Consider the following 21313-nt stretch of genomic DNA (forward strand, 5'->3'; position numbering starts at 1 on the left):
GGGAAATGATCCGTCATGTTCGATGTTCGTTCAGAACCTTTAAGTTTGTGCGATATGTTTGTGTGGGTCACTATTAGGTGTCACACCCATGAAACGTATGTTGATTAATGCAACTCACGCAGAAGAAGTCCGCGTTGCACTTATCACTGGTAATCGTCTTTACGATTTTGATTTAGAGAATCGTACCCGAGAACAGAAAAAATCCAATATCTATAAAGGCCATGTAACCCGCGTAGAACCTTCTTTAGAAGCTGTGTTTGTTGAATATGGCGCAGGCCGTCAAGGCTTCTTGTCTATGCGCGAAATTGCAAATAGTTATTTCCAAGCAGACCCGCGACAAACTTCAAACATTCGTGAACTCATCACTGAAGGTACTGAATTACTTGTTCAGGTTGAAAAAGAAGAACGTGGTAACAAAGGCGCAGCCCTTTCTACATTCATCTCACTCGCAGGACGTTATTTGGTTCTTATGCCAAACAACCCGAAAGGCGGTGGTATTAGCCGTCAAATTTCAGGTTCTGTACGTGAAGAATTAAAAGAAATTTTAGCTTCTTTAAATTTACCTCGCGGCATGAGTGTTATTGTGCGTACCGCAGGTATTGGTCGTACTCAAGAAGAATTACAGTTAGATTTACAGCATTTGCTTGACCTCTGGGCACAAATCCAAAGCACTGCAAGTTCTGGTCCATCTCCAATGCTTGTTCATCAAGAAGCTGGCGTAGTTACTCGTGCTATCCGCGATTACTTACGTGATGACGTTGCAGAAATTTTAATTGATAGCGAACAAGCTTATAACGAAGCGTATAACTTTGTTAAAGCAGTTATGCCACGTCAATTAGATAAACTTAAAACTTATACTTTAAACGAGCCGTTGTTTGCTCATTTTGGTATTGAAAGCCAAATTCAAACTGCTTACGAGCGTGAAGTAAAACTTCCTTCTGGTGGTTCAATCGTAATTGACCAGACTGAAGCTTTAGTTTCAATCGACATTAACTCTGCGAAATCGACTCGTGGACATGACGTTGAAGAAACTGCGCTTAATACAAACCTAGAAGCAGCAGAAGAAATTGCTCGCCAACTTCGTCTTCGTGACATTGGCGGTTTAGTTGTTATCGACTTCATCGATATGACTAAAGAACGCAACCAACGCATGGTTGAAGCAAAACTTCGTGAAGCAACACAAAGCGACCGTGCACGTATCCAATTTGGCCAACTCTCTCGTTTTGGCTTAATGGAAATGAGCCGTCAACGCTTACGTCCATCACTTGAAGAAGCAACTGGATATGTCTGCCCACGCTGTCATGGCACGGGTATGGTGCGTGACTTACGTTCACTTTCGCTTTCAATTATGCGTAAAGTAGAAGAAATTGCTCTTCGTGAACGTCATGGTGAAGTACAAGTAGAAGTTCCTGTTGAAATTGCAGCGTTCTTACTCAATGAAAAACGCCATAGCCTTGTTTATTTAGAACAAACTTCTGGTGTTCGTGTGACTGTTTTACCTCACCCGCACTTAGAAACACCTCACTATGAAATTCAGTACAATCCAGATGGATTTGCACCATCTAGCTATGAGCGTACTGAAGCAACTCGCTCAAGTGAAAAAGAGTTAGGTTATGAATCTTCTGAATGGCATTTAGAAGAAGCTGATCATGGCCATGCTCCTGCTGCAAATAATGCGGCTGGTCAAAAGAAAGTAAATCAAGCAGCTCAACCTGCTATTGCTCAGGCAAGCGTTCAAAAAGCAGCAAGCCCTCTTGCATGGTTAGAGAACCTTTTTGTTCAAAAACAAGCTAAAACTATTGATCAATCTCGTTCAGCACAAAATGCTGCTGCGACAATTGAACAAATGGTCAATACTGGCGCTGTAAGCCGTGGCCAGTTTGGACAAGTTGCAGTACCGCCAGTTGCTGAAACTGTTACGGCTCCATCTAATAATGCTTACATTTCACAGTCTCCTGCTAAACAGGAAGTTCGTGAAAATGTTGAAAAAGACGATAAAGTACAACAACGTCCAAACAACAAAAAACGTAAGCACAAAGAGCAACGTGAACAACATCATCATGCTCAAGAGCCACAACAACAGCAACAACCACAACAGGTTCATGAAGAAGTTGTACAGTTATCACGTCAAGAACAACGTGAGTTAAAACGTCAACAAAAACGTCAGCACCCAGATCAGTCACATCAACAACATCAAAATGATGGACAACAAACTGAAAATGCCGTGCCGCGTCGTGACCGTAATAATCAACAACGTCCGAACCGTCCAAATCGCCACCGCGATCCAAGTGTATTGAATGAAAATCAAAATGCACCGGCGGCACCAGTAGTTGTTGATGAGAAACAAATTAAGGTTGATTTGATTGATGCTCCAAAGCATGAAGTCATGAATACAGCCTTAGTGATCAATGTTGATCAGGCGCAAAGTGAAATTATTGCTTTGACTCCAGAGCAACCTGTTGAACGCACTGAAACAGCGCCTGTTGTTGAAGTCGCTCAAGAGTCAGCTCCAGCACCTGTTGCAGTTGTAGAAGAAGCAGTCACTGTTAAAGCAGAAGAAACGACGACTCCTCCTGCAGACAGCAAAACTCAACCGCAAATTCAACGTGCGAGCAATGACCCTCGTATGCGTCGTCGTGAACAACGCAACGCGAAACGTGCTAAAGCTGCGGTACCATCAATTGCCCCATCACAAATTCCAACGTTGGCGCAATATACGATTGGTAGCTTGATTCGTCATGTTTATGGTGAAGACTGCACAGTATTGATTGAACAGTTTGGTTTAGTTCCAACATTCAATCGTGCATTGCAGAAGTTTGCTGAACAGTACGCTAGTACGCTAGCAACAGAAGTCGTGTCTGATGCTGAAGACAAAAAGCCTGTTACTCGTGATGCAGAGCTTCCAAGCAACAAGCCATCACAAGAAGCAGAGCCTGCGCCTGTACTTGCATTGACACCACAAAAAGAGCAAACACCACGTGTTGCTAATGATCCACGTGAGCGTCGTCGTTTAGCAAAACTTGCTGCTGAACAAGCTTTTGAGCAAGTTAAACAACAACACGCTGCACCAGAAGAAGCTGCACCTGTAGCTCCAGCTGTTGAAGAAACGGTTGTTGCTCCTGCTGCTGAAACACAAGCACCTGTTGAGTCAAAACAACAACCGCTTGAGCTTGATCAAGTGGCTGAAGTAGCTCAAAGTGAAACAAGCGTAGAAGAAACACCAGCGACAACTGTAGTTGAAGCTCCAGTTGTTAAACAACCTAAAGCATCTGCAAGAGCAAAAGCTGCCGCAGAACAGGCTGTAGCACCAACGGAAGCTACTGCAGAAGTTGAATCAGACGATTCTAAGGCAGATCAGGACAAACCAAGTCGTCCTCCTCGTCGCCCTCGTGGTCGTCCACCAAAGAAAGCAAATCCTGTAGCTGAGTAAATCATTTGCTCAATTGCAGCTAATTTAAACAAACCTAGCCATTTCGATGACTAGGTTTTTTTTGTTATTTTTAACCAATTAGGTTGATTGCACTAGAAGAAAAGTTTTAAAAGCATGGTGAACCATGAAAAACACTGTACTTTTGCCAACGCAACCTTTTTTGGATTGATCGAAAAATAAATAGGATTGATATGAGCCAGACAACACAGACCGATATCATTACGCTTGGTGATGTTGCAACAAGACTTCCTAGCTTCATCCCCAAAGTACCCCATATCCTGAATGGTCTTAAACAGGCTTACTTAAGAACAGCAAATACACCAACGGGATTAGGTGTAGCTTTTGAAAAAGCTGTTAAGCGAAACCCGCAAGGCATTGCTTTATTATTTGAAGATCAACGTTATTCATATGAAGCTTTAAACGAATGGGCTAACCAGATTTCTCACTATTATCTATCTCTTGGCGCACAAAAAGGTGATGTGATTGCCGTAATGGTTGAGAACCGTTCTGAACTTATTGCCACGATTGTAGGTTTAGCTAAAATTGGGGTAACGATTGCGCTTGTTAATACCTCTCAAGTAGGTAAAGTCCTCGCTCATAGTATCAATCTTGTAAAACCAATTGCCGTAATTGCAGGTGAAGAAGTTCGAGCTGTAATTGATGAAATTCGTCAGGATCTAAATGTTCCTAAAGACCGTTTTCATTGGTTTGCAGATCAGGCTACACGTCAAGATGCGGGAACAGCACCTCAAGGCTATGCCAATCTTGCAATAGAAATTGATCAATTTCCAAAATTTAACCCATCGACTACGCAATCTGTTCATGGAAATGATGGCCTGTTTTATATTTATACTTCGGGCACTACAGGCTTACCAAAGGCTGTTATTTTCAAACACAGTCGCTGGACACTTGCCTATGGCACCTATGGGCACATTTTAAACCTTGGCCCAGATGATGTGATGTATGTAACTTTACCGCTTTACCATGCAACTGGTGTCGTAGTTTGCTGGTGTGGTGTGATTGCGGGAAGTTCGACCCTTGCAATTCGACGTAAATATTCAACCAGTGCATTCTGGAAAGATGTTCAGAAATTTAATGCCTCTGCAATTGGCTATGTAGGAGAGCTTTGCCGTTACTTAATGGATGCCCCTCCTACAGAAATTGACCGTGCCCACCGCGTAACCAAAATGATCGGTAATGGCATGCGTCCAAACATCTGGGATAAGTTCAAACAACGTTTTGGTGTGCAAGAAGTTCTTGAGCTTTATGCATCAAGTGAAGGCAATGTCGGGTTTAGTAATATTTTTAACTTTGACAACACAGTAGGTTTCTCTCCTACACCATATGCCATTATTGAGTTTGATAAAGAGAAAAATGAACCTGTACGCGATGAAAAGGGTTGGTGTAAAAAAGTTAAAGCAGGTGAAATTGGTTTGCTAGTGGGTAAAATTACTAGTCGCTCACCTTTTGACGGCTATACAGATCCAGAAAAGAATAAATCTGTGATTATGAAAGATGTCTTTAAAAAAGGTGACTCATATTTCAACACAGGTGACCTTGTTCGTAATATTGGTTTCCGTCATGCTCAGTTTGTTGACCGCTTAGGTGATACCTTCCGCTGGAAAGGCGAAAATGTATCTACTACTGAAGTTGAGAATATGGTTTGTGAATATGACAAGATCGCTGAAGCGGTGGTTTATGGGGTAGAAATCCCAAATACCAATGGTCGTGCTGGTATGGCAGCAATAACACTTGCTGATGGCGATGAGCTAAATGAGTCTGATTTAACCGAAATGGTCACTATATTTAAAAAATGCCTTCCTGCTTATGCAGTACCCGTGTTCTTACGTGTGCAAGCTAAAGTTGAAACAACAGGTACTTTTAAATATCAAAAGAATAAATTGAAGGAAGATTCGTTTAATCCAAGCAAAACTTCTGAACGTTTACTCGCTTTATTACCTGGTACGAACAGTTATTGTGATGTCACAACTGAAATTTTTGACAACATTCAGGCATATAAATACCGTTTTTAGTTCATTTTTTAGCTAAACAAGAGGAAATCGTGCTTTTTATAGGCAATCATGCAAATGTTTTTGATTTACCTCTTGTGTTAGTTGAATAACTTGCTAAAATACGCGACATCAAAACGATACGGGTCGTTAGCTCAGTTGGTAGAGCAGCGGACTTTTAATCCGTTGGTCCCGCGTTCGAGTCGCGGACGACCCACCACTTATCTGTTTTGAACCTATTTGGGTCGTTAGCTCAGTTGGTAGAGCAGCGGACTTTTAATCCGTTGGTCCCGCGTTCGAGTCGCGGACGACCCACCACTTATCTGTTTTGAACCTATTTGGGTCGTTAGCTCAGTTGGTAGAGCAGCGGACTTTTAATCCGTTGGTCCCGCGTTCGAGTCGCGGACGACCCACCAAATTCTAAAAAGCCTCTCACTGCGAGAGGCTTTTTTATTGTTATCTTATTTGAGTTTCATGACTAAAAGATGACGATGCATTTCTTATATAAAATCTCTTTAACCCAATTCATAAAGATTTCTAAACGTTTAGGAATATAACTTCGGTTCGGATACAAAATATTGAGTGGCAAAGATTGAGCGGTATGCGTACTTAGCACTTCAACCAAGGTTCCTTGCTCTATTTTATCCTGAACATCGTAGTATGGAAGTTGAATAATCCCTAATCCAGCACAAGCTGCTGCAACATAGGCTTCTGTATTATTTACACTTAAAGCACTATCGATCATTACTGTTCCATTTTGATATAAAAATATACCCTGTTTTTCTCCTACGGCTCCTGCGTAGTTAATGAGTTTGTGCTGAGATAGATCTTCTAATTGTTCAGGAATACCGTATTGTTCTAAATAATGGGGACTTGCACAGTTCACCATTATCAAGTTACCGACGAACTTCGCGATTAAACTACTATTCTCTAGCTGCCCCACCCGAACCACACAATCGATCCCTTTCTCGATCAAGTCAGTCATGTCATCTGAGCTATTTAGTTGTAAATGAATGTCTGGATAGCGGCTATAAAAATCGGGAAGTCCAGGAATAATCACTTGGTGTACGATTCGGCTGGGCATTGAAATTTTTAGTGTGCCACGGTAATGCTGCTTTTGCGTTTGTATGAGTTGTTCGAGCTGTTCATAGTCAAATAATAGATTTTGACATTCAGGCAATATTCTTTGTCCATCTTGAGTGAGGCTTACTTTGCGCGTAGTTCGGTGAAATAACCGAACACCATAGTGAGTTTCTAATTGTTGAATTGCACTCGTCACTGTAGAGCGAGGTAAATCAAGCTGATTTGCCACTTCACTAAAGCTTTGCCGTTTAGCGACTTCTGTAAAAATAAAAAATTGCTGCAACCGATCCATTCTATTGTTCGTATTTTCTGAATAGTTAAACCAAACTAGCATAATTGATCAAAAATTACCGCCAATCTAGACTAAAAACACATTAAAACAAGTCATCATAGGAACAATCATCATGGCAACTCATACTCTTAAAGATAAAGTTGTATTGGTTACTGGCGGTGCAAAAAATTTAGGTGGACTGATTAGCCGTAAATTTGCAGAGCAAGGTGCAAAAATTGCAATTCACTACAATAGTGCTGAAACTCAAGCAGATGCAGAACAGACGCTCGCAGATGTAACAGCATTCAGTGTAGACGCTGTTTTAATTCAAGCAGACCTAACGGATATTAATAATATCGAAAAACTCTTCTTAGATACTAAGCAACATTTTGGCGGAATTGATATTGCCATTAATACAGTTGGAAAGGTTTTAAAGAAATCATTTTTAGACACCACAGAACAAGAGTTTGATAGCATGAGCGATATCAACTCAAAAATTGCCTATTTCTTTATTCAATCAGCGGGTCGTCATTTAAATGACGGCGGCAAGATCTGTTCAATCGTGACTTCTCTTCTTGCAGCCTACACTGGACTCTATTCAACCTATGAAGGTTTAAAGGCGCCTGTTGAACATTACACCCGTGCTGCATCAAAAGAATTTGGTGATCGCCAGATTTCTGTGACTGCTGTTGCACCTGGTCCAATGGATACACCATTCTTTTATGGTCAGGAATCTGCGGAGGCAGTTGCTTACCACAAATCAGCTTCAGCTTTAGGTGGATTAACCAAAATTGAAGATATCGAACCTCTAGTTCGTTTTCTGGTAACCGATGGTTGGTGGATTACAGGTCAGACAATTTTTGCAAATGGTGGCTATACTACTCGCTAAAATCAAAAAGCCGCATATCAATAATGCGGCTTTTACTTTGTTTTATTATAAAAACTCTTCAAGCACGGAGTTCAAGAAAATATGCCCTTGCTCTGTACAAGCTAAACGAGAACTATCCTCTACCAAAAGCTTTCTAGCTCGTAGGGAAGTGAATACCTCATTTAAATGATCTAAGCTTAAGCCTGTACGCTGTTCATATAACTCAGCTTTTACACCATCATTTAGACGTAAAGCATTCATCATAAACTCAAAAGGTAGCTCTTCTGCCTCAATCTTTTTCATTTGCAAATGTTCAGCTGGAACCTTAGCCAAATAGTCTTTTGGCAAACGGGTCTTTTGGAAACGATACACACCATCCGGTCGTGTCACTTTGCCATGTGCCCCTGCCCCAATCGCAAGATAATCACCAAATTCCCAATAATTCAAATTATGTGCTGAAGGTAGCTCTTTACGCCATGCCGAAACTTCATAATTTATAAAACCATTTGCCTTAAGATATGCCTCACCCTGCTCTTGAATGTCTTCAAGCATTTCATCTTGCGGTAAAACGGGTTGTGTACGGAAAAAAACGGTATTCGGTTCAATGGTAAGTTGATACCAACTAATATGGGTTGCGCCACTTTCTACAGCAAGCTTGAGATCATAGAGTGCCTGCTCTAGCGTTTGCTCAGGCAAACCATGCATTAAGTCTACATTTACTCGTTTAAAACCAGCCTGCTTTGCTTGTTGAATCGCTTCAATTGCATTGTTTGCAGAATGAATACGACCAAGTTTTTGCAAATGATCAGTATCAAAGCTCTGGACACCAATAGACAAACGATTAATGCCAGCCTCTAAATACCCTGCAAACGGATCATGCTCTACCGTTCCCGGATTTGCCTCTAAGGTAATCTCACAGCCATCTTCAAATTTAAGCAATGACTTAAGTTCTGCAAACAACCATACATAACCCTGTGCCGAAATCAGTGAAGGGGTTCCACCACCAATAAACACACTATGGATCGGACGTCCCTGCGCCATCTCTAGTTGAGTTTCAAAGTCGGCGACCAATGCTTTTAAATAGGTTTGCTCAAGTTCTGACGAAAGTGCTCCGTCTGGTACTGCATGCGAGTTAAAGTCACAATATGGACATTTACGCACGCACCACGGCATATGGATATATAAAGATAGAGGAATAGAAGCAGGGTTTAATACGGCCAAGGAGCAGGTCCAATTTACACAATATTTCTATTTTAACATGACTGCATCAATGGGCTTATGAAAACATACCTTAATTGCTTTAGACTAAATTTAAACATTCTTAAATACTGATAAAAATGATGAAATTCTCTAGTCAACTTTTCCTGATCTTACCCTTAGCTATGGGAATCGGTGTTGCCATGGCTTTTCAGACCGCAATTAATGCTCAACTGCGCGAGCAACTACACTCACCCTTACAAGCAGCTTTATTATCATTTTTCATAGGTACTATTGTTTTAGCGATTATGGTTTTCTTTCAAAGTGCTGAGAAGCCCTCTTTAAGTGAAATATCAAATATTCCATGGCTTCTTTGGACTGGAGGATTCCTTGGGGTTTATGCAATTAGCATGAGCATTTATACTGCACCTAAGCTTGGTTTTTTAACCTTTACAGGGCTAGTCGTTTTTGGGCAAATCGTTATTTCTATGTTACTTGATCATTTTGGTTGGTTGGGCACAGAAAAGACACCTGTTACATGGCAACGGTTTCTTGGTGGAGTCATCATCTTTGTTGGTGTGGTACTTACTTTGCAACGTTAGCTTCATTTTTATATTTAAAAAGAGTACCTTTTGTGTCGAATGTCACATCTTTTCGGTCTGAACTAAAACAACTCTTCCACTTAATGCTACCGATTTTAATTACCCAGTTTGCTCAAGCAGGATTCGGGTTAATTGACACTATTATGGCTGGGCATTTATCTGCAACCGATTTAGCTGCAATTGCTGTAGGGGTCGGTTTATGGATTCCAATCATGCTCCTGTTCAGTGGCATTATGATTGCAACAACCCCTTTGGTCGCTGAAGCAAAAGGCGCAAGAAATACAGAACAAATTCCTGTCATTGTTCGTCAATCATTGTGGGTTGCTGTCATTTTAGGTGTACTAGCAATGCTCATTTTGCAGCTTATGCCGTTTTTCTTGCATGTGTTTGGTGTTCCTGAAAGCTTACAACCTAAAGCAAGTTTATTCTTGCATGCTATTGGCTTGGGTATGCCAGCAGTGACCATGTATGCAGCTCTACGCGGTTATTCGGAGGCATTAGGCCATCCACGTCCTGTAACAGCTATTAGCCTATTAGCTTTAGTTGTATTGATTCCTCTAAACATGATTTTTATGCATGGCTTAGGACCAATACCTGCTTTAGGTAGCGCAGGCTGTGGTTTTGCAACGTCCATTTTACAGTGGCTCATGTTGATTACGTTAGCTGGCTATATTTATAAAGCTTCGGCTTATCGAAATACCTCTATTTTTAGTAGGTTCGATAAAATTAACCTGACTTGGGTTAAAAGAATTTTACAGCTTGGCCTACCAATCGGTTTAGCCGTGTTCTTTGAGGTGAGTATTTTTAGTACAGGCGCGTTGGTGCTTAGTCCATTGGGTGAAGTCTTTATTGCAGCGCATCAAGTTGCAATTTCAGTGACTTCAGTGCTGTTTATGATTCCACTTTCACTTGCCATAGCCTTAACCATTCGTGTGGGAACCTATTATGGTGAAAAAAATTGGGCTTCCATGTACCAAGTACAAAAGATAGGTCTAAGCACAGCCATATTTTTTGCTTTATTGACTATGTCTTTTATTGCCTTAGGTCGTGAACAAATTGTCTCGGTGTACACTCAAGACTTAACCGTATTCCCTGTTGCGATGTATTTACTCTGGTTTGCCATGGCTTATCAGTTGATGGATGCATTACAAGTCAGCGCGGCAGGCTGTTTAAGAGGTATGCAAGATACGCAAGCACCGATGTGGATTACACTCATGGCGTATTGGGTGATTGCTTTCCCTATCGGACTTTATTTAGCACGTTATACCCATTGGGGTGTAGCTGGTGTGTGGCTGGGTTTAATTATTGGTTTAAGTATTGCTTGTGTTTTATTACTTTCAAGGCTTTATTTAAATACCAAACGTTTAAGCAAAACCTAATAAAAAAGCCGATTATTCATCGGCTTTTTTTATTTTATGCAGACTTGGCCCGCGGGCTTGCTCCAATTTGCCAGACAAAAGGTAAATCGGTACGGTTTACTTCCCAATCTCCAATCACCTTTTCTTTATAGATGAGTGGATTGTGCGAAGATACCGTGCGTGCGTTACGCCAGAAACGGTCGAGTTGTTTAACCTGACTACTTGCTGATGCACCTAAAGCATTAAATAACTGGCTGGTTAAATCCAGTACCAAATTAGAAATCACCACCTGCCCTTGGGCTGACTCAAGCTCTGCATCTACATTAAACTGATGCTCTTTTACTTCTAAGTCGCTAAAGTGGCTTTCATAAGCCTTTTGTAATGCTTTCGCCGTTTTAATTGTAATTGCTAGGCTTGCATAGGCTTGAGCAGAGGCTTTACCCACCACCTGTAAAACTTGTGGGTCATGACGAACAAGGTCACCATTACCATGACTAAAAATACGCTTACGCTCTCGTATTTCTTGGCTAAAAGTTTCGACCGCGTCATGCGCAATCCCTGTTAAAGTTGCAAGGTGAACAACCTGATAAAAAGCAGTTTGATATTTAAAACGCTGGTCAAATGGAATGAGGTGCGAAGCTGGCAAGTGAACCTGATGCACTTTTAATGTGCCACTGCCCGTTGTCTTTTGACCAAAGCCATCCCAATCATCAATCACACTTACCCCAGTTTCATGACGATAAATAGCAGCAATCACATGACGGTCATTCACTTCATCGTAAGCAAATAAATCGATCCAGTCTGCAAATATACTTCCTGTTGAATAGTACTTTTCACCATTCACCACTAAGTTACCCGAAGCATCTTTGGTTACTCGTGTAACGACATCACCAATCTGTACATTTCCAACTTCGGTCCATGCGTTTCCAACTAAATCACCTTGTACAAAACGCTGAAACCAGACTTCCTGCGAATGCTCTTTATGAGCAACTAAACGGTCTTCAACAAAAGCAAAGTGTCCACGCAACGCTTGCACAATATTCGAGTCTGCTTGGGCTAGCTCTGCTAAAAGCTGGAAAAGTTGCGGCAATGACACCCCATCTCCACCATATTTAACAGGTACCCGTACTGCACCTAACTTGAGTTCTTTTAACCACTGAATTGGTTCAAAAGGCAAGATTCGTTCTTTTTCCCGTTGAATTGCACCTTGGGCAATTTTTTCAAAAACTGGACGAAATCTACTCGCTACCTTTTCATAATCGGCGCCTACAGACAGTTCTTCTAATTCAATTTGCGTAATTGTCATCTTTATTCTCCTAATCTTATTTTTTCTTCACTTTAGCTCCATGCATGACGAGGTGGATGGATGCCATTGAGGTAATAATTACCGACAATGTGATATTTCCAACGCACGGGATCATGCAAGGTGTGAGTGCGAGCATTACGCCAATGTCGGTCCAGATTAAGTTCTGACAAGGTCGATCTTGTTCCAGACAGCTCAAAAAGCTTATTCGCTGCTAAAATCGCAATTTCTGTGGTTAAGACTTTTGCTTCTGCAACTAGTAATGTCGCTTGATTTACATGCTCTTGTGTCGTGTCGGCAATCGCTTGATCAATCGCATCTCCTGCTAAATCCAATACCGCTTCTGCTGCACGAAGTTTTATTTTTAAATCACCAATGTTTGCAATCGTATAGGGATCATCGCTCGCTTTTTCCAAACCTGAATCGACCCATGCACGGCTATGATTTTTGACATAGTGAATTGTTTCTTCAATTGCACCACGTGCAATACCAGCATCAATAGCAGCTTGAATAAATTGTGAAATTGCACCTGCCGGTGTAGGACGTTCGAAAGCCTGATAAATCGGAATTAGATATTCCTCACGTACTGGAACTTGATTAAGTTCAACGGTCCCACTGGCTGTGGTTCTTTGCCCGAAACCAGACCAGTCATTAATAATATTCACCCCTGAAGTTTCCCGAGGAACTAGCGCCGCATAAGGCTGCCCTTGTTCATTCACAGCGACAATTGGAACCCAATGTGCAAGCAATGCACCTGTTGCAAAAAACTTCTTCCCATTAATTTCATAACCATGCTCGGTCTTTTTTAATGTGGTAGTGAGGTCGGCCACCGTTTTGCTGTGTTTTTCCGAAAATGCATTGCCAAAACGAATCCCTCTCAACACTAAATTAAAGAAGAACTGTTGTTGTTCTGGGCCTGCATCAAGACGTAAATGTTCAATAAAAGCCAAGTGATTTTGGGGAAGCTGTGCAAGAGATGGATCAACACTCGCAATTGTTTTGATGACCTCAGCCAAAGTTCGATATTTAACTTGGGCACCACCAAATTGCTTGGGAACCGTAATGGCCCATAAGCCGCTTTGTGAAAACTGTTGAATTTCATTTAGGGGTAAACGGCGCTCCTTGTCTCGATCGGATGCTTCGTGTGCGAACTCTTGCGCAAGTTGTTTGGCAACCTCAATTGCTTCTTCATCAGAACGAATAATATGCGCATCTTTTGACTGCTCAAACACAGATAAAGGAACCGCCTGAGACCGCCCATGGGCTGAACTTAAACTTGTCATAACTTTTGTTATCTCTATTTTTATTTAACCTGCCATTCACATTAGCACCAAAAAAACAGACCCTTTATAGATATTAAAGCTTTGTTTATGAAATTGATTTTCACAAGCTTTTCATAATTTTTACTATAAAAATAACATTTTGTTTTTCGAAAATTTTCTTACATGAGATAAACAATTTCATATAGGCTTTTTAAGCTTAGTCACCTATGATCAAAACTAGGCAATATTATGTTGTAGTCAATGAGGTATCGAAGATATGGCAAAGAATGCAAGTTCACCCGGCAAACGATTTATGAAACTTGCAGGAATGACCGCGAGCATTGCAACGAAAACCGTTTCTAACTCGATTCGAAACTTGACCGCAGATGAAGAGCAAAAGCTGGCTTCAAAAACCAAGTTATTTCAGGATATTGGTTTGCAAATTGCCGACACCTTAGGTGAAATGAAAGGTGCCGTCATGAAAGTCGGCCAAATTGCATCTCAATATAAAGATATTTTCCCACCCGAAGTCGCTAAAGCAATTTCAAAGTTACAACGCCAAGCCCCAGCCATGCCTTTTGCTGCCATTCAGCAACAAGTTGAACGTGAGCTTGGAAAACCGCTCAATGTTGCCTTTAAATCTTTTGACCAAGAACCTTTTGCAGCTGCTTCAATTGGCCAAGTTCACAAAGCTACCCTACCTAGTGGTGAACAAGTTGTAGTTAAGGTTCAATATCCGGGTGTTGATGAAGCCTGTGAAAGTGACTTAAAACAAGTGCGTTTAGCCCTTCGTTTAATGGGCGTACTTAAAATTGATAAAAAGCTACAAGATCAGCTTTTTACAGAAATTCAGGATAGTCTTTCAGCAGAACTTAACTATGAAATCGAGGCTCAAAACCTTGAAGTTTTTAAAACATTTCACAGCCAGTTAGATGACAAAATTATCATCCCTACTGTTTATAAAGATTATTCTTCAAGACGTATTTTAACCTTGAGCCTCGAACAAGGTGACAGCATTGAAACTGCCAGTGCATGGCCTATTGAAATTCGAAATACGATTGGACGTCGTTTGATTCGTGCTTTAGGCCAGGAAATGTTCTTTTTAAAACGTTTTCACTGTGACCCTCACCCAGGTAACTTTGCCTTCCGCCAAGATGGCAGTGTCATTATTTATGACTATGGCAGTGTTAAAACGCTTTCCAATGAAATTGTATATAGCTTTAAACGATTGGTGAACGCAGCTCGTCATGAAGATATTAATCTTATTGAAACTGAGTTACTTGAACTACATTCACTAGCTGAAAAAGGCAAATTCCCTAGCGACCTTTATAAACTCTGGATTGAAGTGTTATTACGTCCGCTTACTACCACTTATGACTTTGCAGAGAACTCATCACATCATGATGGCATGTTGCTTGTGAAAAAATCTTTGAAGTACTGGGATGTCTTTAAGCCTTCACCAGACACTTTGATGGTCAACAGGACCATTTCAGGACACTACTGGAACCTCATTCACTTAAAAGTTCATGACAATTTGAATGGTCTATTTGAAGAGCTTGTCCCGCCTTCTAACTAACTTAATTTACTGATCAATGTAGCCTTCTAGGGGTTACATTGACTTTTTAATTGTTATGTTATAACATTTCTTTAATCAAAAATAATTTAGGACAATCTCTCATGCGTAAAGATATTCATCCTGCTTATCAACAAGTGTTATTTCATGACACCAATGCAGACGTGTACTTCTTAATTGGTAGTACTCTTCAGTCTAAACAAACCAAAGAATATCAAGGAAAAGTCTATCCTTATGTAACCCTTGATATTTCAAGTGCATCTCACCCTTTCTACACAGGTGAAGTACGTCAAACAAGTAACGAAGGCCGCGTTGCAACCTTTAATAAACGCTTCGCTCGCTTTAATCGTAAGAGTTAATCTTACGTTAAGATTTGACCAATACACTTAAATCATTGGAAGCCTAAGACTATCTCCTCCACTTAGGCTTCTTTTTTTATGTGTATTTTTTCGATCTTTTTATGTTGTGTATAAAAGATAACTTATCCACAACTTGTATAAAAACTTTTCTTATTTTTCCCACAACTCATCATTTTTTGCATTCGCCAAGCTTTCAAAGTTGCTATTCGATGCTATGCTTAAACCCTCATTTAATAGGAAGTTTAAGATAATGGCACAAGAGTTACTTGCCCAATTACAAGCAGGCACAGCAAAATTTTCAGACGTTTTAGCTCATATTGAAGCACGTTACCAACATACTCCAACGGCTTTTCAAAATGGTGCACAGCATAACGCTGCGACTGAAAATCAAGGCAGTGCAAAAGTTTTCTCTTTTGCCAAGTTACAAGGTTTAGACCAAGCACAAACTTTAAGTTTATTTGCAGAACACTACGCATCTGTATTGGCTACCCCTGAGGGAACTGATCATCAAAATATTCGTCAGTTTATGCAAAATGGTTGGGATGGTGTGAAGTTCGAAGGTCAGGCTTTGGCTGAAAAAGCTTAATCATTTTTTAGCACAGCCTCAAATTATGAGATTTTCCAAAGCCTGTTAATAGGCAATGCCTCACTTTTGAAGGCAAAAGTGACAAAACCCTTTGTTACGCTGATGCTACATCCATGTAGCACAGCGAAACGACGGCATCCATGCCGTCTGTCAAGATAGTAAATGACCAATTATTAATTAAATTATTTGATTAATCTCTTATATTCGATACTCGACAACGTCATTCGCAGCCTGCGTAGTGTCAATAAAAGATCGTTTTTGCAAAGCTTAAGATAAATGCGTACAGTGAACAGGTTCTGCGAATGACAGATGCCTTTGGTTACTTTGGGCAAAACCAAAGTAACTTAATTAGCTGCTTCCATTAGATAACTCAACGGTAAGACTCCGTCGTGAAAATCCTACACAACACTCAACTTCGATGAGCTCTCACAACTTGAAATCATGATCAATTCTTAAATATAAACACTCAATGTCCTGCTACCCAATAATAAGTCGCCAACCCCAAACACGTAAAAATTAACGATCCAATTAAATGAATGGAAATTCCCAACATCGCCATTCCCAACTTACCACTTTGCAATAAAGTCACAATCTCAATCGAGAACGTTGAAAACGTAGTTAAAGCACCACAAAAACCCGTAATCACAAAGAGCTTATAGTTCGGGCTTAAATCACTTTGAGCAAAATACGCAATTGCAAAACCAATAATAAAACCACCAACCAAATTAACAGTGACAGTACCGAGTGGAATTTGCGGGTAAATCGGGTTAAGTTTTAAACCTAAAAACCAACGTAACCACGCCCCTAGAACTGAGCCTAAAGCAATTGAAAGTAGAGAATAATACATAAGACCACCCCTTTAGATAGACGCTAAAAGAGCAAAAAATAATGAAGGAAAATATGACATGGCGTACTCCAAAAATAAGCAGAGTACGCAATAACCTACGTACCCAGCGATATATAAATACATGAGGGTAACGTAGGCATCATTAGCCAATACGGCGGTTTTTCAAGGGAGGAATGCCATCTCCCCGTTTTAAGTATATTAGATCATCTTGAATTTGATTTAAACATACTTTGTAAAATCATGGACGTTCATCGTATTGCGGTAAATCGTCACGAATACATTCCCACTCTGCCTTAGAAGCAGCAAAAATATGCATTGTCGGTTTTTGGTCTAATGGCGTATCTAGTGTCCCAATTCTTACACGATACAGTTCAGGCTGCGCATCACGCGAGCTAATAAGCGGTGAACCACATTCGCTACAGAACCAGCGGTACACACCTTCCACAGCGAATTTTTTAACTAAGTTTTCACCTTGGGTGATTTTAAAATCTGTACTTTTAACAGGAGCATTCGTGGCAAATGCTGTTCCATTGGATTTCCGGCAGCGTTGACAATGGCATTGAATGATATCTCCGATATCGCCTTTAATTTCATAGCGAATACCTTGGCACAAACAACTTCCTTGATAAACTGGTGATGCTTGAGACATGTTCTCGTAAATCCTATTATTATTGATCGCTCAAAAATAACACTTTTCACATATCAAAAATAGCACCAAATTCGCTGTTATTTTTCTAAGAATAAATGCACGCCTTCACCAGCCGCTCGCCCTGTAGCAAAGCATGCTGTAAGTAAATATCCACCTGTAGGAGCATCCCAATTCAGCATTTCACCACAACAAAACACACCTGAGATTTGTTTAAGGCTCAAATTCTCAGTTAATGCTTTTTGCTTAATACCACCAGCACAACTAATCGCCTCTTCAATAGGCCTAAAACCATCTAACTTAATTTGAAGTGCTTTAATTTGCTGAGCCATAGTCTCTGGTTGGCTCCATAATGCTTTATCAACGACTTCTCTAATTAAGTTAATTTTGGCCGTGTCTAAGCCTGCTTTACGCCAGATATTGGTGAGCGATTGTTTTTTACCAGCCTGCAATTTTTTAATTAACTGTGACAACTCTACATCAGGCAATAAATCCAAAAATAGATTTAAGCTTTTCCCTTGTTTTTGTTGTTCTCTTAATGCACGTCCAAGTTTATAAATAACGCCACTCTCTAAACCATAGTGAGTAATTACAATATCGCCATGAGTAACTTGGCTAGGCTCAACCCACGCATTGATACGCTTTAAAGGTTCACCAAAAGAGCTTTCCATAAAAGTAGACCAAGCGTGCAATACCCCTGCATTACTTGGCTGGAAAGGTTCAATACTAGATTGATCCACCCATTGCTGCCATGCACCATCACTACCTAATTGTGACCACGACACCGCACCGCAAGCCAACACGACTGCATCATATTGCTGGGTAAAAGTTTCAGTGCTTTGATTATTTTGGTTTTCTAAAGTCACCGTTGTACCTTGTAAATTAATACAACGATGACGATAAAAGAATTTAACCTGTTGTTCTGCCAAGCGCTTGAGCCAAGCACGCAGTAAAGGAGCAGCTTTCATTTCGACAGGGAAAATGCGACCTGAGGTGCCCACATAAGATTCAATTCCCAGACTTTTCATCCAGTTCTGAATCCAGACTGCATTCCATTTTTCAACCCACGGTTTGAGCCATTCTGCATGATCATAACGTTCAATGAACTGTGCTAAAGGTTCGGCGTGCGAGATATTTAACCCAGTTTTACCTGCCATCAGAAACTTACGTGCCGCTGAAGGTTTTTGTTCATAGACATCAATATCATAAGCGTATTGGCTTAGTACCTCAGCAGCCATAAGACCAGCCGGACCAGCACCAATAATGGCAACCCGCTTATTCGCCATGTGTTTGCCCTTGCAATGGCGCGAACTCATCAAATCGAGTTTGATAACCTTCAGGCTTGGTCATAATGAGCTGCTGACAAAGCTCACCACGTTCTAAATACTTAATTTCAAAATGGGTACGTGCAGAGGTTTGAGCAATTTTTTCTTTTTGGTAAGGCAACTTCCATACATTTAATAACTGCTGCTCTGCTTCTTCAATATATTCGGGAATATTACTTGCCAGAGTAATGGTTCCACCTGTTTGCAGACGCGAGATTAAGAACTCAAAAAATGGCATGTTTAACCAGCGCTGTGCTGGATTATGAGGTTCTGGGTTTGGGTAGAGAATAAAGAAATGTTCAACTTGAGCAGGGTGCAAAGCATGCACTACCCAAGGTAAAGCATCTGCATGTACAGGCACCAAGTTATCTCTTGGTTCCAAACCATGCTGTTTTTGCATTGCCAAGAATTTTTCTCGGGTTCGTTCAATTGCGTACAACGTGTGCTGTGGCTGTTGCCCACTAAAAAGCAAAGCATGTTTGCCCTTGCCCGCTCCAATTTCTACACAAATCGGGGTATTTTCAATTGGAGTAAAATCGCGAGGCGCTTGCATACGTTGTGCTTGAAATTGACGAATCGGCATAATCACATCAAACTAAATAAAAATCGGCATAAGTCTAACAAGTCACCTGACTTTTGCCTAATCTATTTCTCTTCACTTTGAGGATATCGCTTTATGCCACGTACATTTCCCTGCCCACGTTGTGGTGAACCAAGTGTTTGGGAAGGCAATGAATTTCGTCCATTTTGTTCTGAACGTTGTAAATTAATTGATTTAGGCGCTTGGGCAAATGATGAATATAGACTGCCTACCCAAGATGCTCCTCAGCAAAACAAGGGTAGTCAAAATGAAGATGATTATGAGGATTAACCTGCTTTACCCGCGACAAACGGGTTAAATTGCTTTTCATAGCCAATGGTACTCATTGGACCATGTCCAGAAATAAACTGAGTATCATCTGGCAAACTAAAACACTCACGTTTAATCGATTCAATCAACTGCTCATGGTTACCACGTGGGAAGTCTGTGCGCCCAATCGAACCTTTAAACAGAACATCGCCTGTCCAAAGTAAGCCATGGTTTTTATTATAGAAAACTACGTGACCTGGCGTATGCCCTGGAGCAAAGCGTACCTCAAACTCATCTTCACCCAGTTTTAGTACTTCACCACCTTCAAGCCATTGATCGACTTTGACAGGTTGTGGAATCGGGAAGCCATAACGTGCTGATACTTCCTGAATCATGTCTAGCCAGAACTGATCTTCTTTGTGTGGACCAATAACTGGAACGCTCCATTCTTTGGCAAGCTCGCCTACCGCTCCCGCATGATCTAAATGCCCATGAGTTAGCCACAGAGCCTTCACTTTTAAACCTAAGGCTTCTACTTCTTTTTTCAAAACAGCAGCATCGCCACCTGCATCAATCAAAACTGCTTCTTTCGTTTCACTGTCCCAAACAAGGGAACAATTTTGAGCAAATGCAGTAACGGGAACAATTTTGACTTGCAGCATAAGAACCTCTGGCTAAAACGCAATTAACGGTGGGCTAAGGTATGGGTAAGGGCATCAAGATTAGCCTGAACTAAACCTGCAAGCAAATCAATATGAGCCTGATCGCTATTTAAAGCTGGAATATAAGCATAGCTACCACCACCTGCTTCTTGAAACAACTCTGCGTTTTGAATAGCTAACTCTTCAAGTGTTTCTAAACAATCGGCAGAAAAAGCTGGGCTTAATACCTGAACAGACTTAACGCCTTGCTTCGCCCAATCTTGTAAAAGCTGATCTGTATAAGGTTTAACCCATTCTTGTTTTCCAAAACGTGATTGGAAACTAATTGCCCATTCATCATCTTTTAAATGTAAAGCTTCAGCGACTAACTTTGCTGTAATACGACAACGATCTGCATAAGGGTCGCCTTTATCTGCATATGGCTGTGGAATCCCATGAAAAGACATCAATAGTTTTTCAGGTTTACCGTGCTGCTCTTGGTAGGCTAAAACGCTTTCTGCCAATGCTTGAATAAACATAGGATGCTGATAATAGTCTTTAATAATGGTCAGACCCGGCAAGTTCCGCTGAGCTGGAATCCACTTGGCAAATGCGTCGTATAACGGCGCTGTAGACGTTGCAGAATATTGAGGAAATAAAGGCAATAAGATGACATGCTCTTGCGGGTTCGTCGCCAATTTTTCTAAAACTGCATCAATACCCGGATTACCATAAGTCATTGCGGGTAAAACGGTTAAATCAAACTGTGTATTTTCTTGTTCTAAATAAGCCTGCACACGTTTGGTTTGTTCAAACACAATTTCGCGCATCGGCGAATCTGCTGACCATACTGAAGCATAGGCATGCGCTACTCTTTTCGGGCGAAAAGGTAAAACAAACAGATTTAAAATAATCCACCAAATGAATTTCGGTATTTCAATCACGCGTGAATCAGATAAAAACTGTTTTAAAAAACGGCGCACCGCAGGCACAGTCGCCTCATCTGGTGTGCCTAAATTCGCTAAAATGACAGTAACTTTCGGTTTTTGTTCAAACGACATGTGTAAATGCCTTTCAGTTCATCTTATGACACTAATGTAACA

At 40.8% G+C, this 21313-nt stretch carries 19 protein-coding genes, 3 tRNA genes and 1 riboswitch; of the genes, 12 read left to right on the top strand and 10 right to left on the bottom strand.

From position 1 onward, the window contains the following. Positions 1–88 precede the first annotated feature (88 nt). The 5 genes from F968_RS16780 to F968_RS16800 all read left to right on the top strand — a co-directional run bounded on the left by F968_RS16780 (position 89) and on the right by F968_RS16800 (position 5855). Positions 89–3430, top strand: coding sequence for an Rne/Rng family ribonuclease (locus F968_RS16780; protein WP_004794887.1), 3342 nt, complete (start codon positions 89–91; stop codon positions 3428–3430). A gap of 191 nt (positions 3431–3621) precedes the next feature. Further along, a complete protein-coding gene (locus F968_RS16785) occupies positions 3622–5463 on the top strand; it encodes a long-chain-acyl-CoA synthetase (RefSeq protein ID WP_004794889.1) in 1842 nt (613 codons plus the stop codon). 120 nt (positions 5464–5583) lie between these two features. After that, positions 5584–5659: transfer RNA gene (locus F968_RS16790), tRNA-Lys, on the top strand. Positions 5660–5681: 22 nt separating this feature from the next. Next, positions 5682–5757, top strand: a tRNA-Lys gene (locus tag F968_RS16795). Positions 5758–5779: 22 nt separating this feature from the next. Next, positions 5780–5855: transfer RNA gene (locus F968_RS16800), tRNA-Lys, on the top strand. A 62-nt stretch (positions 5856–5917) separates the two neighbouring features. Here F968_RS16800 and F968_RS16805 read toward each other — a convergent pair. Next, the gene (locus tag F968_RS16805; RefSeq protein ID WP_004794891.1) at positions 5918–6814 is read right to left on the bottom strand and encodes a LysR family transcriptional regulator; all 897 of its coding nucleotides are present in this window, start codon (positions 6812–6814) and stop codon (positions 5918–5920) included. A 112-nt stretch (positions 6815–6926) separates the two neighbouring features. On the opposite strand from F968_RS16805, the gene F968_RS16810 reads away from it, so the two are divergent. Then, a complete protein-coding gene (locus F968_RS16810; RefSeq protein WP_004794893.1) occupies positions 6927–7682 on the top strand; it encodes an SDR family oxidoreductase in 756 nt (251 codons plus the stop codon). A 45-nt stretch (positions 7683–7727) separates the two neighbouring features. Here F968_RS16810 and hemW read toward each other — a convergent pair whose 3' ends face one another. Beyond that, positions 7728–8882: a radical SAM family heme chaperone HemW gene (hemW, locus tag F968_RS16815; RefSeq protein WP_004794895.1), complete on the bottom strand. Its 1155-nt coding sequence runs from the start codon at positions 8880–8882 to the stop codon at positions 7728–7730. 116 nt (positions 8883–8998) lie between these two features. Here hemW and F968_RS16820 point away from each other — a divergent pair, with 116 nt between their 5' ends. Both F968_RS16820 and abeM read left to right on the top strand, forming a co-directional pair. Next, positions 8999–9460 (top strand): DMT family transporter, encoded by a 462-nt coding sequence (locus F968_RS16820; protein WP_004794898.1) that lies wholly within the window; start codon positions 8999–9001, stop codon positions 9458–9460. Positions 9461–9492: 32 nt separating this feature from the next. Then, positions 9493–10839: a multidrug efflux MATE transporter AbeM gene (abeM, locus tag F968_RS16825; protein WP_004794901.1), complete on the top strand. Its 1347-nt coding sequence runs from the start codon at positions 9493–9495 to the stop codon at positions 10837–10839. A 34-nt stretch (positions 10840–10873) separates the two neighbouring features. Here abeM and F968_RS16830 read toward each other — a convergent pair whose 3' ends face one another. Both F968_RS16830 and F968_RS16835 read right to left on the bottom strand, forming a co-directional pair. Further along, on the bottom strand, positions 10874–12124 hold the full coding sequence (locus F968_RS16830; protein ID WP_004794903.1) for an acyl-CoA dehydrogenase family protein: 1251 nt from the start codon (positions 12122–12124) through the stop codon (positions 10874–10876). Between the two features lie 32 nt (positions 12125–12156). Continuing rightward, complete coding sequence (locus F968_RS16835; RefSeq protein WP_004794906.1) at positions 12157–13404, bottom strand: SfnB family sulfur acquisition oxidoreductase; 1248 nt, start codon at positions 13402–13404, stop codon at positions 12157–12159. A 256-nt stretch (positions 13405–13660) separates the two neighbouring features. Between F968_RS16835 and F968_RS16840 the strand changes: the two genes are divergently transcribed. The 3 genes from F968_RS16840 to F968_RS16850 all read left to right on the top strand — a co-directional run bounded on the left by F968_RS16840 (position 13661) and on the right by F968_RS16850 (position 15901). Next, positions 13661–14959 (top strand): ABC1 kinase family protein, encoded by a 1299-nt coding sequence (locus tag F968_RS16840; protein WP_004794908.1) that lies wholly within the window; start codon positions 13661–13663, stop codon positions 14957–14959. 101 nt (positions 14960–15060) lie between these two features. Further along, positions 15061–15315 carry a type B 50S ribosomal protein L31 gene (locus F968_RS16845; RefSeq protein WP_004794910.1) on the top strand — a complete coding sequence of 85 codons (255 nt, stop codon included), beginning with the start codon at positions 15061–15063 and terminating at the stop codon, positions 15313–15315. 250 nt (positions 15316–15565) lie between these two features. Next, positions 15566–15901: a HopJ type III effector protein gene (locus F968_RS16850; protein ID WP_004794912.1), complete on the top strand. Its 336-nt coding sequence runs from the start codon at positions 15566–15568 to the stop codon at positions 15899–15901. 466 nt (positions 15902–16367) lie between these two features. Here the strand turns inward: F968_RS16850 and crcB are convergent, their stop codons facing one another. The 4 genes from crcB to F968_RS16870 all read right to left on the bottom strand — a co-directional run bounded on the left by crcB (position 16368) and on the right by F968_RS16870 (position 19308). Beyond that, positions 16368–16748, bottom strand: coding sequence for a fluoride efflux transporter CrcB (crcB, locus tag F968_RS16855; RefSeq protein ID WP_004794914.1), 381 nt, complete (start codon positions 16746–16748; stop codon positions 16368–16370). Between the two features lie 126 nt (positions 16749–16874). After that, positions 16875–16941, bottom strand: a riboswitch (Fluoride riboswitch). Positions 16942–16986: 45 nt separating this feature from the next. Further along, positions 16987–17397 carry a GFA family protein gene (locus F968_RS16860; RefSeq protein WP_004794916.1) on the bottom strand — a complete coding sequence of 137 codons (411 nt, stop codon included), beginning with the start codon at positions 17395–17397 and terminating at the stop codon, positions 16987–16989. A gap of 77 nt (positions 17398–17474) precedes the next feature. Then, on the bottom strand, positions 17475–18680 hold the full coding sequence (locus tag F968_RS16865; RefSeq protein WP_004794918.1) for a TIGR03862 family flavoprotein: 1206 nt from the start codon (positions 18678–18680) through the stop codon (positions 17475–17477). Beyond that, positions 18670–19308, bottom strand: a complete 639-nt coding sequence (locus tag F968_RS16870) for a class I SAM-dependent methyltransferase (protein WP_081399214.1) — start codon at positions 19306–19308, stop codon at positions 18670–18672. Before F968_RS16870 ends, F968_RS16865 begins: the two co-directional genes overlap by 11 nt. Before the next feature lie 87 nt (positions 19309–19395). Here F968_RS16870 and F968_RS16875 point away from each other — a divergent pair, with 87 nt between their 5' ends. Next, positions 19396–19590, top strand: a complete 195-nt coding sequence (locus F968_RS16875) for a DNA gyrase inhibitor YacG (protein ID WP_004794921.1) — start codon at positions 19396–19398, stop codon at positions 19588–19590. Here F968_RS16875 and F968_RS16880 read toward each other — a convergent pair. Then, on the bottom strand, positions 19587–20231 hold the full coding sequence (locus tag F968_RS16880; RefSeq protein WP_004794923.1) for an MBL fold metallo-hydrolase: 645 nt from the start codon (positions 20229–20231) through the stop codon (positions 19587–19589). The two genes, F968_RS16875 and F968_RS16880, sit on opposite strands and share 4 nt — an antisense overlap. A gap of 23 nt (positions 20232–20254) precedes the next feature. Continuing rightward, entirely contained in the window at positions 20255–21271 is a 1017-nt protein-coding gene (hemH, locus tag F968_RS16885) for a ferrochelatase (protein WP_004794925.1), read from the bottom strand. Positions 21272–21313: the final 42 nt, after the last annotated feature.

It is taken from the genome of Acinetobacter sp. NIPH 817 (assembly GCF_000368405.1).
Taxonomy (GTDB): domain Bacteria; phylum Pseudomonadota; class Gammaproteobacteria; order Pseudomonadales; family Moraxellaceae; genus Acinetobacter.

Excerpts from the sequence above, each read along its gene's own strand:
- F968_RS16840 (WP_004794908.1), top strand. The coding sequence starts at position 13,661 with ATGGCAAAGAATGCAAGTTCACCCGGCAAACGATTTATGAAACTTGCA.
- F968_RS16835 (WP_004794906.1), bottom strand. The coding sequence starts at position 13,404 with ATGACAAGTTTAAGTTCAGCCCATGGGCGGTCTCAGGCGGTTCCTTTA.
- F968_RS16880 (WP_004794923.1), bottom strand. The coding sequence starts at position 20,231 with ATGCTGCAAGTCAAAATTGTTCCCGTTACTGCATTTGCTCAAAATTGT.
- F968_RS16805 (WP_004794891.1), bottom strand. The coding sequence starts at position 6,814 with ATGGATCGGTTGCAGCAATTTTTTATTTTTACAGAAGTCGCTAAACGG.
- F968_RS16820 (WP_004794898.1), top strand. The coding sequence starts at position 8,999 with ATGATGAAATTCTCTAGTCAACTTTTCCTGATCTTACCCTTAGCTATG.
- F968_RS16875 (WP_004794921.1), top strand. The coding sequence starts at position 19,396 with ATGCCACGTACATTTCCCTGCCCACGTTGTGGTGAACCAAGTGTTTGG.
- hemH (WP_004794925.1), bottom strand. The coding sequence starts at position 21,271 with ATGTCGTTTGAACAAAAACCGAAAGTTACTGTCATTTTAGCGAATTTA.
- F968_RS16830 (WP_004794903.1), bottom strand. The coding sequence starts at position 12,124 with ATGACAATTACGCAAATTGAATTAGAAGAACTGTCTGTAGGCGCCGAT.
- F968_RS16780 (WP_004794887.1), top strand. The coding sequence starts at position 89 with ATGAAACGTATGTTGATTAATGCAACTCACGCAGAAGAAGTCCGCGTT.
- F968_RS16865 (WP_004794918.1), bottom strand. The coding sequence starts at position 18,680 with ATGGCGAATAAGCGGGTTGCCATTATTGGTGCTGGTCCGGCTGGTCTT.
- F968_RS16860 (WP_004794916.1), bottom strand. The coding sequence starts at position 17,397 with ATGTCTCAAGCATCACCAGTTTATCAAGGAAGTTGTTTGTGCCAAGGT.
- F968_RS16785 (WP_004794889.1), top strand. The coding sequence starts at position 3,622 with ATGAGCCAGACAACACAGACCGATATCATTACGCTTGGTGATGTTGCA.
- F968_RS16850 (WP_004794912.1), top strand. The coding sequence starts at position 15,566 with ATGGCACAAGAGTTACTTGCCCAATTACAAGCAGGCACAGCAAAATTT.
- F968_RS16810 (WP_004794893.1), top strand. The coding sequence starts at position 6,927 with ATGGCAACTCATACTCTTAAAGATAAAGTTGTATTGGTTACTGGCGGT.
- crcB (WP_004794914.1), bottom strand. The coding sequence starts at position 16,748 with ATGTATTATTCTCTACTTTCAATTGCTTTAGGCTCAGTTCTAGGGGCG.
- F968_RS16845 (WP_004794910.1), top strand. The coding sequence starts at position 15,061 with ATGCGTAAAGATATTCATCCTGCTTATCAACAAGTGTTATTTCATGAC.